At 44.7% G+C, this 15,732-nt stretch carries 12 protein-coding genes; 6 read left to right on the top strand and 6 right to left on the bottom strand.

Annotated elements, in window-relative coordinates:
* Positions 1–5 precede the first annotated feature (5 nt).
* The 3 genes from LZG74_RS01745 to LZG74_RS01735 all read left to right on the top strand — a co-directional run bounded on the left by LZG74_RS01745 (position 6) and on the right by LZG74_RS01735 (position 3,196).
* Positions 6–296, top strand: a complete 291-nt coding sequence (locus LZG74_RS01745; RefSeq protein ID WP_233794929.1) for a nucleotidyltransferase family protein — start codon at positions 6–8, stop codon at positions 294–296.
* Positions 283–621 carry a DUF86 domain-containing protein gene (locus LZG74_RS01740; protein ID WP_233794928.1) on the top strand — a complete coding sequence of 113 codons (339 nt, stop codon included), beginning with the start codon at positions 283–285 and terminating at the stop codon, positions 619–621. The genes LZG74_RS01745 and LZG74_RS01740 overlap by 14 nt, the downstream gene beginning before the upstream one ends.
* 88 nt (positions 622–709) lie before the next feature.
* A complete protein-coding gene (locus LZG74_RS01735) occupies positions 710–3,196 on the top strand; it encodes a glutaminase family protein (protein WP_233794927.1) in 2,487 nt (828 codons plus the stop codon).
* Positions 3,197–3,199: 3 nt separating this feature from the next.
* On the opposite strand, the gene LZG74_RS01730 is transcribed toward LZG74_RS01735, so the two are convergent.
* Positions 3,200–4,921: a Fic family protein gene (locus tag LZG74_RS01730; RefSeq protein WP_233794926.1), complete on the bottom strand. Its 1,722-nt coding sequence runs from the start codon at positions 4,919–4,921 to the stop codon at positions 3,200–3,202.
* A gap of 311 nt (positions 4,922–5,232) precedes the next feature.
* Between LZG74_RS01730 and LZG74_RS01725 the strand changes: the two genes are divergently transcribed.
* Positions 5,233–5,478, top strand: coding sequence for a hypothetical protein (locus tag LZG74_RS01725; RefSeq protein ID WP_233794925.1), 246 nt, complete (start codon positions 5,233–5,235; stop codon positions 5,476–5,478).
* A 23-nt stretch (positions 5,479–5,501) separates the two neighbouring features.
* Complete coding sequence (locus LZG74_RS01720; protein WP_310589299.1) at positions 5,502–5,897, top strand: GIY-YIG nuclease family protein; 396 nt, start codon at positions 5,502–5,504, stop codon at positions 5,895–5,897.
* Positions 5,898–6,055: 158 nt separating this feature from the next.
* Here LZG74_RS01720 and LZG74_RS01715 read toward each other — a convergent pair whose 3' ends face one another.
* The 4 genes from LZG74_RS01715 to LZG74_RS01700 form a co-directional block, all read right to left on the bottom strand.
* Positions 6,056–9,181 (bottom strand): efflux RND transporter permease subunit, encoded by a 3,126-nt coding sequence (locus tag LZG74_RS01715; RefSeq protein ID WP_233794923.1) that lies wholly within the window; start codon positions 9,179–9,181, stop codon positions 6,056–6,058.
* 25 nt (positions 9,182–9,206) lie between these two features.
* Positions 9,207–10,259: an efflux RND transporter periplasmic adaptor subunit gene (locus LZG74_RS01710; RefSeq protein WP_233794922.1), complete on the bottom strand. Its 1,053-nt coding sequence runs from the start codon at positions 10,257–10,259 to the stop codon at positions 9,207–9,209.
* Positions 10,260–10,266: 7 nt separating this feature from the next.
* On the bottom strand, positions 10,267–11,598 hold the full coding sequence (locus LZG74_RS01705) for a TolC family protein (RefSeq protein WP_233794921.1): 1,332 nt from the start codon (positions 11,596–11,598) through the stop codon (positions 10,267–10,269).
* An 87-nt stretch (positions 11,599–11,685) separates the two neighbouring features.
* Complete coding sequence (locus LZG74_RS01700) at positions 11,686–12,156, bottom strand: MarR family winged helix-turn-helix transcriptional regulator (protein WP_233794920.1); 471 nt, start codon at positions 12,154–12,156, stop codon at positions 11,686–11,688.
* A 204-nt stretch (positions 12,157–12,360) separates the two neighbouring features.
* Between LZG74_RS01700 and LZG74_RS01695 the strand changes: the two genes are divergently transcribed.
* Complete coding sequence (locus LZG74_RS01695; RefSeq protein ID WP_233794919.1) at positions 12,361–14,037, top strand: hypothetical protein; 1,677 nt, start codon at positions 12,361–12,363, stop codon at positions 14,035–14,037.
* Here the strand turns inward: LZG74_RS01695 and LZG74_RS01690 are convergent, their stop codons facing one another.
* Positions 14,038–15,507, bottom strand: a complete 1,470-nt coding sequence (locus tag LZG74_RS01690) for a M48 family metalloprotease (protein WP_233794918.1) — start codon at positions 15,505–15,507, stop codon at positions 14,038–14,040.
* Between the last annotated feature and the right edge of the window lie 225 nt (positions 15,508–15,732).

Below are 15,732 nucleotides of genomic sequence, written 5' to 3'. Positions count from 1 at the left end.
AGGTTATGAAAGAGATAGCAGAGATTGCCGCCAATTACTTCAAAGATAAGCCCGTTAAAAAAGCATATCTGTTTGGTTCTGCGGCAAAAAATGAACAAAACAAAGAAAGTGACGTAGACATTCTAGTGGATCTTGACTACGAAAAAGGCGCCGATTTCTTTACTTTTCTCGACATGCAGGAGCAGCTCACGACTTTGCTGGGCACAACGGTCGACCTTGTCAGTTCCAATGGTCTTTCGCCACACATCAAGCCTCACATTGATCAGGAAAAGAAATTGATCTATGAAAGAGTTTGACAAAGCACGACTCTTTCACATCATCGAGGCCATTCATTACATTGAAACTTTTATTGAGGGCAAAGTAAAAGATGACCTTTACAATGATCCAATGCTGCGCTTTGCGATAGAACGGCAATTGGAGATAATCGGCGAAGCGGCCAATCATTTGTCTGACGAACTTAAACTAACAAATCCTGAAATAGAATGGCGTAAAGTGATTGCGTTCCGAAACTTCATAGTTCATGAATACTTTGGTATTGACCTTGAATTGGTTTGGGATATTATTGCTAACAAAATTCCGCTTTTGAAAATGGTTGTAGAGAGAATGAATGCAACATTATAGCATAAGAATGGCTTTTATAAATTTTGCAAGCTTATTTTAGGGGATCAATTTGATCCCTTTTTTATTTCCTAACAAGCCTGATATCCCAATGTCTAAACCCTGGCTGCTGATTTTAATTCTGTTTGCTGCGTTTTCTGGTTTTGCCCAAACCTTCCGGCCGCCTGCCGTTCCGCTAATTACTATTGATCCTTATACCAGCGTTTGGTCGTTTGGGAATGAGCTGAATGGCTCTGTAACGAAGCATTGGACGGGTAAGCCGCATCCGATGGACGGGCTGATCCGGGTGGATGGAAAGACTTACCGCTTCATGGGCGCACCCACGCCGGAGATGAAAACGATATTGCCAACAGCCAAACAAGCACCCTATACAGCTAAATTTACAACCATAAAACCGGATCCAAACTGGTGGTATAAAGAAGGTTATAACGTCAGCACCTGGAAACAAGGCCCTGCGCCATTCGGGACGAAAGATCGTAACGATGCCATGCTTCGGGGAGGCACCGAGTTTCCTCAGGAGATCTGGTATCGCCGCGAATTCACATTAACAGCCGCTGATTTCGAAAAACCAACCCTGAACATTTTCCACGACGACGATGTCCAGGTTTTCATCAACGGCGTTCCCGCTTTTGACTGCGCCCCTTGCTACACAGGCGATTATGAATTTAAACCAATGAGTGTCTCAGCAAGAAAGTCCCTCAAAAAAGGCAAAAATATCCTGGCCGCCTACTGCAAAAACGGCGCCGGCCCTGGCTATATCGACATTGGCCTGGCAGACGAAATCGCGCCAAAAGGCGCAGATGTGATCCAGCTTGCAAAACAAACCGGTTTTAATATGACGGCAACCCAAACGATTTATGATTTCGTGGCTGGGCCGATTCAATTAAAAGCGCGTTTTGTGGCTCCATTGATCCTGAAAGACCTGAACCTCATTTCCCGGCCTTTAAATTATGTGGTTTATGATGTTGCGTCTACGGATGGAAAGACGCATGAAGTGGAAATTTTAAATGCGGTTTCGGGACTATGGGCGGTAAATGATGCAAGCCAGCAGGTCGCAGGAAAGCGGGGAGCCCCGGATGGCTTATTAATGTTGTCTCTTGCGAATACCGAACCGAAATTGCTCGGCCGCAAAGGTGACGACGTCCGCATTGACTGGGGCCGCGCCTTTTTATCCGCGCCGCACCGGTTTGTTAAAAGCTCCGGTTTTGGTCCGTCGGAAGAAGTGATTAAAATGTTTGCAAAAAGCGGTTTTGTCACGGGAAACCAGCGAGAGGCGGCGAATGCAGATACGAGATCGATGGCTTACGTGCTTGCTTTTGATAGTAAAATTGGCTCGCAAAGTCAATCCGTACACGCTATTATCGGTTACGACGATGAATATTCTGTCCAGTATTTTGGACAAAATCTCCGGCCATGGTGGAACAAAGAAGGGAATAAAACCATCGAAAATGAGCTGCAAAACGCAGAAACAGATTTTGCCAAAATCATGAAAGAATGTGAGGCAACGGACGAAATGATTTATCAGGATGCACTGAAAGCAGGCGGAAAGCAATATGCCGATCTTTGCGTGCTGGCTTACCGCCAAGCTATTTCCGCACATAAGCTGGTCGCTGATCCTTCGGGCGCGCCGTTGTTTTTATCCAAAGAAAATTTTAGCAATGGCTCCATTGGAACGGTTGACATCACGTATCCATCCGCGCCATTGTTCCTGCTTTACAACCCAACCTTGCTAAAAGGCATGATGGAACCCATTTTCTATTATTCCGAAAGCGGCAAATGGACCAAACCGTTCGCGGCGCACGACGTTGGCACTTACCCACTTGCAAACGGCCAGACTTACGGCGAAGACATGCCCGTAGAAGAATCTGGCAACATGCTCACGCTCACTTACGCCATTTCCAAAGCCGAAAACAACATTGATTTCGCCAAAAAGCATTGGAAAGTCCTCACAACCTGGGCCAATTATCTCAAAAAAGAAGGCTTCGACCCTGCAAACCAGCTCTGCACCGATGACTTCGCCGGCCATCTCGCCCGCAATGCCAACTTATCGATCAAGGCCATTATGGGCTTGGCCTCCTACGCAAAAATGGCCGAGCAACTGGGCGACATAAAAGAAGCCACCGAAGTGAATGCCTTAGTAAAAGAATTTGCCCAAAAATGGATGCAACTAGCCGACAGCGGCGATCATTATGCATTAACCTTCGACAACAAAAACTCGTGGAGCCAAAAATACAACCTCGTCTGGGATGACCTCCTGAACCTCAATGTATTCCCAAAAACCGTCGCCGAAAAAGAAATCAAATATTACCTCACCAAACAAAAACCCTTCGGCCTCCCTCTTGACAGCCGCAAAACCTATACCAAATCCGACTGGATCATCTGGACCGCCACATTAGCCACCAACCAGCAAGATTTCGAAGCGCTGGTAAAGCCGGTTTACAAATATGCAATGGAAACCCCCGATCGTATTCCACTTTCAGACTGGCATGAGACGGTGGATGGCAAGTCGGTTGGATTTAGAGCAAGGTCGGTTGTGGGTGGGTATTGGATGAAGGTTTTGGGGGATAGGTGGAAGTGAGGGTTAAAATTCGCTAGTGCTAATTATATAAATCCTGTCATCCTTTAACGTATAATTTTTGTTATACAGAATTTTATGAAGCCTCGTTTCTAAATCAATTCTTGCGCCTTGAGGTATGGATTGATAAAGAAGCAAGCCGAACGCTATCTCTATTTTAAACCCAACAATGTTAATATTATAACTATTGACTGATGTCAATGAAAGCTTTAGAGCCCGCGGTAGTTTGGTTGAAGATTCAACGATATACTCCCACTTACGCTGGATATCTTCAATAGAAGGTATCAAGATTGGACGCTCGGAGAAAATATCCTTGATACAATCTAAAAGATTGCTTCCAACCTCAGAAACAAATGATGCTACCTCATCCTTGTTTATATTTTGGTGGTAATATTTGTCTATGGTACTTGATTTGTTTCCCCATTGACCTAACGGAATTCTATTAACCGACTGTAAGATACTTCCTTCGAGAATGCTATATCCAATTCTATATCGATAATCCTGTAAACTAATAATAATTAATAAATCGATAGAAAAAGGATTTTCTGCAACCTTAAAGTCGCTAAACCTCAATTGATATATTTCAATGGATTCGTTATGCTCATCTTTATTAAATAATCTTTCAATCTCCTGCAGCACATTAACCGACATGTAAATCCACTCATTTCCTTTGTGGTCGAAAGTTTTAATATTTTCCGAATAAGAAATGAAAAGATCCTTGAAATCAGACAGTGAAGTTAATAGTTCGTTTAGAAAAGGAAGAACAGATTCCTTATAAACTTTTTGTTGAACTTCCAAGGAGCGTTTAGTCTCGATTTTGTCTCTTCGGGCCTCAACCTCTTTCTTGAACAACACAATTTTTTTCCGTAAGTCAGACGGATCATCTAGATTCTCTCCATTTGCCCCTTTTACATAAACATTCATGGATGAAACCAAAGCCGCCCCAATATAATCAACAAAAGGCTCATAGTTTCCTATGTCAGCTTGGCTTAAAGCCGCAAAATATTCATCCTTTTCGTTATTTTTTACGACAGCTGGAGGGTAGCCGTGTCGCATTAGAATTAGATTCATTAATAGACGACTCATTCTTCCGTTCCCATCATCGAATGGATGAATTGCCGTAAACCGGTGGTGAAATATCGACGCAATAACAACAGGATGAAGCTCTGAAGTTGACGTTACATTCCTATACCAACTTACCAGGTCGTGCATTAAAATAGGTGTTTCTTCCGGAGTAGCATAGTAATGAATTTCACCAGTCCTTGTTTCCACGTGGTTTGGCATTCGCTTATATTCACCAAGATGAATCTTCCTTTGAACAGTTCGCCCATCTTCGGTTTTTGATAGATTCTCGTATGGCCTTACTAACATCATTTCGTGCATTCCTCGGATTTCTTTTTCGGTCAAATCCTCCCCATGCTGGACAAAATGTGTTAAATAATCAATGACTTGGTTATGCCCTTCAATATCAAAATAATCCTTGAGGGGCTTACCTTTTGCTGTAACTCCGTGCATAAGTAGTGCAACCGTCTCGCCATAGTCAAGTGAATTACCTTCAATCGCATTGGAATTGTAGTTCCATTCTAATCGTAACTTCTGCATAATACGACCCTCAATATCCTTTGCCAAGGGTCTAAGAGCATCAATTTTTTCTCTTAGTATATCAATGTCCTTAATAATGTCTAAGTCATTAAGTGCTGAAAAGGTCTCGCTACTAATCAATTCCATTTAATTGCAGATAAGATGAATTTTGGGCTTGAGCAAGTTATAAATTATAACCCGAAATTGGAATCCCCTTTATTGACGCTGCCTTTAGATTTACCCGGGCGACCGATAGAAAAGTCACAAGCGCAAGACTTGCATAACTACCAACAAAATCTCCATATTCGCATTCCCAATAAAACTCATACAAAATGAAAGAGCTAGTAAGTATTGCCCTGTTATGGTGTGGATCAAGTGAAAACTCCAGGGCGCCTGTGTATGGGCGCGGGACACCTAAGACAGGGCATTTTTAATTTTTTTATCCCAAAAACATACACATGAAGACAAAGACACACTCTACCGAGTCTACGGATTCGATGTGCTTGGCCTATGGCCAGCAAGTTCAGCAATTATTCGAACTCAACACGCCTGGCGAAATGGCGGAGCATCTTTGGGAGATTTATAGCGGTTTCCAAAGTTTTGATCAGGAAACCGGTTTCAATCCCCGCAAACTCAACATCTTTTATACTTTTCGTGACTTACTGCTTTTCTGCCAGAGGATCGAGGCGATGGAGGCGGCTTAATAAATAATGTGTTTTCATTTGAAATGGCCAGGGCATTTTGCTTTTGGCCATTTTTTGTGACTTTAAATCAGAACCAGCGTCTAAGATGTAAATCTAAACACGCTGGAAATATGAGAATTTACTATGTCTATATTTTGAAATGCTCAGATGGGAGTTATTACACCGGGGTTACGAATTGCCTGGAACGACGATATACGGAGCATGTTGATGGACGTAATGTGACTTGCTATACGTTCTCAAGGCGGCCGGTTGAGCTGGTATTTTTTCGGGAGTTTGGGTATGTAAATGATGCAATTGCTTTTGAGAAGCAGGTGAAAAAGTGGAGTAGAAAGAAGAAGGAGGCGGCGATAAAGGCGTGCTGGGAGGAATTAAAGCTGTTGGCAGCATGTCGCAATTTAACACACTGCAAAAATAAGTAGCTGGACCGATCTTGGAGTTGTTTGAGAGATGTTCTATGCCCTGTCACCCTGAGCGGAGCCGAAGGGCGCTACTACTTGGCAGTAACGCCCTTCGGCTCCGCTCAGGGTGACAGGGGGAGTGGCGTTGTGCAGGGGCGTTGTGCCTAACCAGCAGCACCCTACCCCTCCAAAACCAACTCCTCCCTCCTCTGCTTCTTAGCCTTCCGGTTCGCGAACCGCTCCTTTACTTTATCCACAACATAATAAACACTAGGAACCAAGAAAATAGTTAGCAGCAACGAGCTCGTCAAACCTCCGATAATTACCCAGGCCATGCCGTTTTTTACTTCGGCGCCGTCGCCGGAGGCTAGGGCGATGGGGAGCATACCAGCTATCATGGCGATGGTGGTCATCAGGATCGGGCGGAGACGTTCTTTGCCGGCTTCGATTAGTGCGTCTTTTAAGGCGTGGCCTTCTTCTTTTAATTGGTTGGTGAAATCGACGATCAGGATGGCGTTTTTGGCTACCAGACCCAGGAGCATGATCATACCGACGATGGAGAATATGGTTAGGCTTTCCATGGTTAATGCTAATGCTGTCAATGCGCCTACCAGTGCCACCGGGATCGAGAACAGAACCACGAATGGGTAAATCGTGCTTTCGTAAAGGGCTACCATGATCAGATAAATAAGCACGATGCCGAGTACGAGTGCCAGGCCCAGGCTGCCGAATGCGTCGGCCTGGTTTTTCAGGTCACCGCGGTATTCGATGAATACGCCTTCGGGGAGTTTTACAGTAGCCATTTTGGCTTGAATGTCGGCTCCGATGGAACCGGATGGACGGCCGATTACCTGTGAGTTAATGCTGATAGAACCCAGACGATCAATGCGTTGCAGGACGCTTTCGCCCATTCCTTCTTTGATGGTGGCGAATTGAGAAAGTTCGAATGCTTGTCCTGCGCTGTTTACGAAACTCAAATGACGAATGTCGTCGGCGCTGGAACGGTTGAACTGGTCTAATGTGACCATAATGTCGTATTCCTTGCCATTTTCTTTGAATTTCGAACGGTCGTCGCCGCGGAATGCAGTTTGCAATGCTGCGCCTACTTCGGCTGCGTTGATGCCTAGTTGCGACATTTTCTCACGGTCCAATGACACGCCTACTTCGGGTTTCGGATCATCAACGGAGTAATCCACGTTCGCGGTCCCCGGTATCGATGCTACCACTTCTTTCACTTGCGCGGCAACTTTACGGATCGTAGGCATATCGGTCCCTTTTACCGCTACCTGGATCGGCGCCTGGTTGGCGTTACCCGTGATGGAAGTAGGTGCAACCGTAACTTTTACACCCGGGATTTGCAGGATCTCTTTTTGAATTTGTGTACCAAAATCTTCTGAGGATAATGTACGGTCCTTTTTATCAACCAATTGAACAGTTAAGTCGGCAATGTTGCTATTGGAAGTTGTTCCCAAACCTGTGCTGCTGTAACCGACATTGGTAAACACTTTGGTCACTTCTTTTCTGCCTAACAATAACTTTTCAACTTTCTGAGCAACCTGATTGGTTTGGTAAACCGATGCTGTTGGCGCAAGCTCAATGGACACATTCAACTCGCCGCGATCACTTTGCTGCATGAATGCTGCTCCGATGAAACCGCCCGGAACCAAAGCAATGGAGCCAACGATCAACACCAGGGCAAGAATGAAAACATATCTTTTGTGACCCAAAGCCCAGGTCAGCATGCGGCCATATTCGTCTTTGATCCGATCCAAAAACCTTTCAAAACCAAGGTTAAGGCGTCCCCAAAGTGTGTTTTTATCTAAAATTTCTATTTTACCAAAACGCGAAGCCAAAAGCGGTGTCAATGTAAAGGAAACGAACAAGCTCATTAATGTCGAGAATACGACCACAAGCGAGAACTCTCTCAGAATGTTACCGATCAAACCGGAAGTTAATGCAAGCGGCACGAATACCACAACGTCCACTAATGTGATCGCGAGGGCTGTGAAACCGATTTCTGCACGTCCGTCCAATGCGGCCTGCCATCTGCTTTTGCCCATTTCCATGTGGCGGTTGATGTTTTCCAAAACCACAATCGAGTCATCGACGAGAATACCAACCACCAGCGAAAGCGCCATTAAGGTCATTAAATTGAGTGAGAAACCTAAAAGGCTCATCAAAATGAAGGTCGGGATCATCGACGAAGGCAATGCTACCAGGATAAACATCGAGCTCCGGAAGCTATGCAGGAACATTAACATTACGATCGACACGATCAAAACGGCCAGGCCAAGGTCAAAAACCACGGCATCCGCGGAGGCCAATGTGTAAATGGATTGGTCGGATGCAATGTTGAATTTCAAACCGGACGAAGCATATTGTTTTTCCAAAGTCGTCAAACGCTCGCGGGTCAGCTTACTCACATCCACTGCATTGGCATCGGATTGTTTCTGGATTTGCAAGGCAACTGAGGGCGCTCCATTAATGTGGTTTACCGCAGTTGCATCGGCTGTGCCATCGTACACTTCGGCTATGTCTTTCAAAAAGACCTGCCCGCCAGTGCTGTTCCGGCCAACTATCACATTTCTCAGGTTTTCAACAGTGGTCAGTTTCGCATCAAAACGGATCGAAAGCTGATCTTCCTGCGTTTTTACCTGACCAGCTGGGTATGAAGTGTTTGCATTATTAATCGCAGCAGAAACCTGCGCGATCGACAGGCGATATGCTTTTAATTTATCCTGACTGATATTGACCTGAATCTGACGCTCCGTTCCCCCAATAATGGTCACCTGGCCTACACCGGTTACGTTGGAAAGCTGCGGTTTCAGTTTGTCATCAATCAAATCGTAAAGTGCTGATGGCGACATATTGGCCGTTACACCCATTCTCAAAACCGGGATTTCGTCGGTTGAAAATTTGTTGATCACAGGGCGGTCGGCATCGTCGGGAAGCAAGGAAATAACCTGCTCTACTTTACGCTGCGCTTCCTGTTGTGCCAGATCGACGCTGATGCCTTGTTTCAACTGGATAATTACAGAGGAAACGCCTTCCTGAGAAGTGGAATTGATCTGATCCAAACCCTCGATCGCCGAAACGGCGTCTTCGATGTGCTTGGTAACATTGGTTTCGACTTCGTCCGCAGCGGCTCCGCGGTAAGTCGTCATAACGCTTACAACATTAGCCTCGAATTTGGGCAACAAGTTGTAAGACAATTGTTTATAGCTGATCACACCAAATAGTATCAACACCGTGAATACTACTATGATGAAGAGCGGTCTTTTTACTGCTACTTCGGTGATTGACATTTCTTGATTCGTTTACTGATGAAAACTATTTGGTAACATTTACCGCCGCACCTTCGCTGAGGTTGATCTGGCCGGTTGTGATCACCGTTTCGCCCGATTTAAGACCCGACAAAACTTCAATATTATCGCCCAATTCGCGTCCTACCTGGATTTTGCGTTGTTTGGCAACCCCATTTTCAACCGTGTATACATACGGATTGCGAACGCTTTCTACCAATGCACTTCTCGGGATAAGCAATGCCTGCTGGCTGCTTTTTTGACTAAATTCAACACTTACAAATGTTCCTGCACGCAACTGACTTGAATTTTTAATCACAATCTCCACCGGATAATTGTGCGATTCGTCGCCCTGAGGCGCAATGTAAGAGATCACCCCATCGATTTTTTTATCGGGAAAAATGCTCGATCCAACTTTCACGTGCTGACCTTCTTTCAATTTATAAACATCATTTTCGGAGATCATTACCTGCACTTTCAGGCGCGACACGTCCAGGATCGTTCCCAATGAAGTTCCTACATTCACAAATTCACCCGGCTCAATGTTCTTCTTGATCACGCGGCCGCTGATCGGCGCTGCGATGGATGCATCATTGATCTGCTGCTTGATTTGCTCGGCCTGGTTCAAGGCATTTTCGTAGTTGTATTTGGTGTCATTCAATTGCACTTCCGTTGCTGCATTTCCTGCCAGAAGCTTGTTATAGCGATCCGTATCCTTTTTCAATTTGTTGATATTGAGCTCGGTGGCTTGCAATGAGAGCTCTTTTAATTTGCTATCCACCTTCACGAGCGTTGCGCCTTGTGACACAAATGTTCCAAGATCGTATTTCACCGCCAGGACCTTACCCGCCGAAGTGGCCATAATTTCTGCCTGTTTGAACGGGATAAGACTTCCCGTGCGGACCAACTGCTGGTCGGTGCTGCCTTCTTTTACTGAAACAGCGGTCACCGGAATGGTCACATTTTTGTTATCCGGCATTACTTTCTTGGCGTCCATCTTGGATTTATTGGCTACCAGGCGGAAGCCGATCAGGATCCCGATGATTGCAATGGAGCCGATGATGATGAGTTTTCTTTTCATGGTAAGCTTATGGCAGTGTTGAATAAAAGTTGTTAAGCGTGCCTTGCGACTGTTCAATGCCTAATTTGGCCTGATAATAGCTCAGCATGGAATTGATATAATTGCTTTGGGCCTCTTTGTAAGATGTTTCCGCGTTCAGCAGATCCGACAACGGCACCGTTCCCTCTCTGTATTGCAATGTGGTAACGTCGTAAACTTCTTTGGCCAGCGTCACATTACTTTCGTCATTGCCGAGGTTTAATTTGGCTTTTTGAAGTTGTGTGGTAGCATTATGGTTTTGAAGTTCGTAGTTCTGAACATTCAATTTCAGCTGTTCATTTTGTGTCAAAAGATTCAAATCAGCCTGCTTGTATTGTGCATCTCTTCTGAAACTGTCAAAAATCGGGATAGACAATTTTACGCCTATGGCACCGAAACTGAACCAGTTGCCCCAGGATTCGCCCAGATTCTGGCCCAGGGATTGCATTCCATAACGGCCGTAAACAGACAATTTGGGAAGATAACCTGCCTTAATCCGTTCTTTTTCCAATGATTGCAGCTGCATGTTCACATTCTGGATTTTGAAATCCGTCAGACTCGCCACGTCAAATTTCTCGGGCTCTACCAATTTGAAAGGCTGGCTTAATGGGTTGTCGGTCAATTCAAGTTGCTCGGCCAGCGGCATGCCCATTTGAAATTTCAGCTGGTTCTGGGAAAGGATTAAATTGCTTTCTGCTAATGTCAGCTGCGATTTAATGTTATTCAAACTCACCTGCGTGCGATCGAAATCCACTTTTTTGATGACGCCGTTATCCAGTTGCAACTGCAATGTGCCCAGGATCTGCTGCGTTTTTTCAAGGTTATCTTTCAAAAGGTCGATCTGCGCCTGCGTTACAAAAACCTGATAATAAGCATCGGTAACATTAAAAATGATCGTCTCTTTGGTCTTCTGCGCATTCAGGGCAGCATTTTCGAGGTTAGGCTTGTTTGCCTTGATTCCAACCAGCAATGCCTGGTCAAAAATTACCTGATCTGCCTGTGCGGAAACGTTGGTCGAGTATTTCGTTCCCAGCGCAACGCGGCGGTCTTCACCTCCAAAAAGCGCTCCCGGTAAAACCGTCGATTGCAGCTTAATGTTGTCGTCCAGCGCGCCATTTCCCGCCACTTGCGGCAGGTAACCTGCCAATGCCTCGCGCCCTTGTTGCACGGCAATGCTTTCTTTATACTGCGCAATTTTCACATTGCCGTTGTTCTTGATCCCGTAAGCAATGCAGTCTTTCAGGCTCAGGCGGGTTTGCGCCCAGCTAGGCCCGGCCGTGGCAACGAATGCCAGCATTGCTATGATCCATTTACTTTTCATCTTTTCTGGTTATTAATTATTTAAGGCTAATTCTGTATCTCGTTGATATGTCTACTGGTGATATATCAACTATTTATTTAAAAAATTTTATTCTCCTGCCACGGCCGCTACCCTATCCAGGTAACCTATGAATGTTTTGCGTTCCTCGTCCGTGAAATGCTCCATCACGCGATTGTCAAAAGCAATAACCATGGCCTGAATACGCTCGCAAACAAACTTTCCGCTTGGCGTCAGTGTGACCAGATTCTTTCTTTTGTCCTCAATATCGCTTTCTATCTTTAAAAAGCCATCCTTATGCAATGTTTGCACAGAACGCTGAATTCCTGCTTTATCCTTTTGAAGCAGATTCGCAATTTCCTGCTGTGTCATAGCGTGCTCCTGGAAATATACAACCATTAATATAGGCAACTGTTCGGCCAGGACCGGGATGCCTTCCTGCACCAGTTGTGCATTCATTTTCTTAAAAACAATTTTCGTCACGACCCCCAGCTTGAATTGCAGGGAGTTTTTCATGTCCTCTTTTATGTTCGCAAAGAATTTAGGCTGTATTGTGTTCATGGTGCAAATGTATATTACGTTGACATATCAACCAAATGAATAACAGAAAAGTTTTCTGATGTGCGAATAGTTTATGCATTAAAGTAAGCCCGACTTACCTGCAAATAATTGATACGCGCCAGATGCTCACCGGATTCTCTATTGCTAGCCTTTTGAATGAAATTCCTTTCCCCGATTGCGGCATAATTAAACGGGGATCGTATCATGATTTTATTAAAAACCAATCACGGAAGGGTAACACGAATGGTCTGGTTATTCCTGATACTAGTTCCTGTTACATGCTATACCATTGTAATAAGCTTCCTGCACTGGAATCTGCCGGTTCATGACGACTACATTATCCAGTTTGAAATCGAGCAAATGCTGGATAAAACTTCTTTACCCGCATTTCTCGACATTCTTTTTAGCCAGCTTAATGAACACAGGCTGTTTTATACCAGGATTATCTTCCTGCTTAACTATCTGATTCAAAATAAGCTTTCTTACACCCTTTTAATTTTTCTGGGAAATTTGCCTCTGATCGGGATTTGGTTCATTGTCGCGGCTTGGCAGCGCCAGGCTTCTATGTCTATATGGACCAGCGTCTTTGCAAGCTGGATGCTGTTTCAATTTCAGTATCATGAAAATTCGCTGTGGGCAATGGCGGCACTTCAGAATATAACCATCCACTTTTTATATCTGCTGCTATTTTCGATGCTTGTCAGCAAGTCCAGGAAGGTTTGGTGGGTTGCCCTTGCAGTAGGCGGGCTGATGTGCTATACTTCGGGAAATGGATTTATCGCCCTTGGGATTGGAGGAATTTCGTTGTTTCTTCAAAGGAGATGGCAGGACCTTTCAATCTGGATTCTGCTATTTCTCGCCACCATTTTGACATATTTCTATCAGTATCAGGCTGTTGCTGAATCTCATGCCATGAATGCCAGCACGAATAGATTACTTGAAATATTACTTGGCCTGACGACTTTCATTGGACAAGGACTTGTTATTCACCAGTCACTTTCAGATGTAAGCATCGTAATGGTGCTTGGTTTCGCCGCTATTGTGGCGTCCGCCTTATTATCACTACATGCCCTGCGCCATTTGCTGCCAGTTTTTTGCTATAACGAGTTATTAACTGCAAAAGATTGTCTAATGATTGTGCTGGTTGAGGTGAACATTTTTATTATGCTCTCAGGCTTAGCGCTAGCCTGTAACCGAATGCATGCTGGCGACTATTCCGCAATGATTTCCAGTCGTTACCAACTGTATCCAACAATGTTGATTTTGGCTAATGTCTGCTTATTTCAACTCCTGTTCCCCAAAGTATTTCAGCGCTTTTCCACAATCATGTTGGCTGCAAGCATCCTTGCCTGGCTGCTGATATTTCAGAAAAATCTGTCCAGCATGTATTTGTTCAGTGACCAGACGCTGGCCTACTATTTTAATACACAACAACTTTCCCAAACTGCGCCGGCACCGCATAGGACGATATTTCAGCCTGATACTGAAACCAAACTGTCACTTTTGAAGATAGGTCAGGCCCTAAAAAAAGCAACTGTTGATCAACGTGCCAGTAAAGCGATAAAGATTTTGGATCTCGACTATGTACATTGTATGAGCTGCGCTAACTCCCTGCATCCCGGCGACTTTAATTTTGTCGTTTTAAAAAATGCCCGCTTTCAGTTGTTATTTCCTTTACTGAGAAATGCGAATAAAGGTCTGCGATCCTTTTGGCTGAAAGGGAAGTTGTTTGACGTCGGCAATACAGCGCAGCTATATTCTTTCTTTTTGAATGTTGGAAGTTTAAAAAAGCCCTATACGATCAGTCTCCTTGAAAAAAGAGATGAAGACATAACGCATTATTCCACCAACATTCAAATCGATTTGACAACAAATAAATGATTACTTACTCAGCGTTTTGATCAGCGTCCCTTTCGTTACTTTATCTGAAAGCGACATGCCGTTGATGATCGCGAGGTCGTCCATTTGCTTGTCTTGCTGATTGAAATCTCTTAATGCATCCTTTAAAGAACCATCACGTTGCACTGTTTTGATCCTGATGCGGTCTGGCTGACGGTTCAGAATACTTCCGTCCGTAACAGATTTAAAGCCACCCGCAACCGACTTGAACTGTCCCATGCTTCCTGCAAAGTTCGCAGCTTGCGATACGCCGTGAATGGCATAAATATTACCGCCATACTGGATCAGCCACGTTGCCACCTGGATGGAATTTGCCGTCGGTGCTGCCTGCTGGCCAGTTTGGGTTTGAGCAGCTTGTGTTGCAATCATGACAAGCGCAGGATTGCCGTTAATGGTCGTTTTTTCATTTTCAGTAACCTGCAACCCATAATTTTTAATTACTGCTGCACTGGCTTCTTCCAGCGATTTTCCGGGAGCGAGCATAAACAGCATCATTGATTTGCCATCTTTGGCAGCCATCTGGAACTGTGCTGGTGAATTTTCGTATTGCCAGCCACTTGGAACCGGTAACTGGAACTTCAATTCAGGATGGTAAAACATATTGTTTTCTACAAATCCCTGCTTTGGGTCCGTTCCGTAAATGATGCCCTCGATTTTGCGCAGATACGCGTCGCGGTTCACATTATACTTAGCCGGATGTTCTTTCTGGTATTCTGTCGCCAGCTTTTCCACTTTCGATTGTCTGCCGCCCGGATCCGGGTGAGTCGATTGGAAGGTTGGGATCGTTTGTCCGCTCTTCTCGCTGATTTTTTTCAATGTGCCAAAGAAATCGGCCATCTGGTGTGCATCGTAACCAATCTTGCTGGAATATTCAACGCCAATTTTGTCCGATTCCGACTCGTGCTCCCGGCTGTAACTGAGCAGCAATAAACCCAAAGCTTGCTGCGTCTGGTCTGCAAGCCCGCGAACGGTTTCTGAAAGCACCATTCCGGCCATTAATCCTACCTGACCAAAAATCTGTGACGTTTGCTGGCGAGCCGAATGTCGTGCGGTAATGTGCCCGATTTCGTGACCCAAAACACCTGCAAACTCGGCCTCATTATTGAAATGTGCCATGATACCCCTTGTAAAGTATACGTAACCGCCAGGCACAGCAAATGCATTCACAACCGGCGAGTCCACGATGAAAAATTGGTACGGCAAATCGGGGCGGTGAGAGATATTAGCCATTGCTTTTCCCTTCTCATTGATAAAGGATTGCAGGTTCTTATCGTCATAAATGCCCATTGTAGCCACGATCGACGGGTGGGATTCGGCGCCAAGCGCTATTTCCTTTTCCTTCGACATAAAGATGATTTCCTTTTTGCCGGTAACCGGATTTTTGGAACAGCCCGACAGGAAACCTGCACCTATGAGGCACACAAGAATGTGAAATTGAAATTTCATTTTCATACAAATTAAAAAAGAAGCTTTACGAGAGAGTTATTCAAAAATTAACGTCTGTGGAATATTCGAAAGAATCATGCCAATGTTTTACGGCAAAAAAACCGGATGCAGTGCAAACTAAATATATTTTATATTAACTGTGCTAATTATCTAAATTACGCCAAATTGGTACAAAATTTTCATTGAGGCAGACGCCGGTTCAGCAAGGACAACTGAAATTACATTTACACT

This window comes from Dyadobacter sp. CY327 (assembly GCF_021390415.1).
GTDB classification, from domain to species: domain Bacteria; phylum Bacteroidota; class Bacteroidia; order Cytophagales; family Spirosomataceae; genus Dyadobacter; species Dyadobacter chenhuakuii.
The sequence above is the reverse complement of the archived record's forward strand: the minus strand, read 5'-3'. Positions and strand labels throughout refer to the sequence as shown.